At 66.8% G+C, this 271-nt stretch carries 1 pseudogene; it reads right to left on the bottom strand.

Features of this window, described 5'->3' with window-relative positions:
* A pseudogene (locus JT719_RS24770) lies at window positions 1-271 on the bottom strand (DDE-type integrase/transposase/recombinase); the annotation flags it as partial.

Raw genomic sequence — 271 nt, 5'->3', positions numbered from 1 at the left:
CGTTGTCGTGTGAATCGCCAGCGCTGTTCACGGAGGGTTCGACGCCGGCCTCGGTAAGACGCTCGGTGTACTTTATAGCGACATACTGCGATCCACGGTCGCTATGGTGAATGAGGCCGCCGCCCTTGGCCGGCCGGCGGTCGTGAAGCGCTTGCTCCAGGGCATCCAGCACGAAGCCGGCGTGGGCTGTGCGCGACACCCGCCAGCCGAGCCCGAAGGGCCAGCGCAGCTACGATCCGGCGGGCGAAGGTGTCGACGACGAAGGCCACGT

It is taken from the genome of Sabulibacter ruber (genome assembly GCF_017355955.1).
GTDB lineage: Bacteria > Bacteroidota > Bacteroidia > Cytophagales > Hymenobacteraceae > Nibribacter > Nibribacter ruber_A.
The sequence above is the reverse complement of the archived record's forward strand: the minus strand, read 5'-3'. Positions and strand labels throughout refer to the sequence as shown.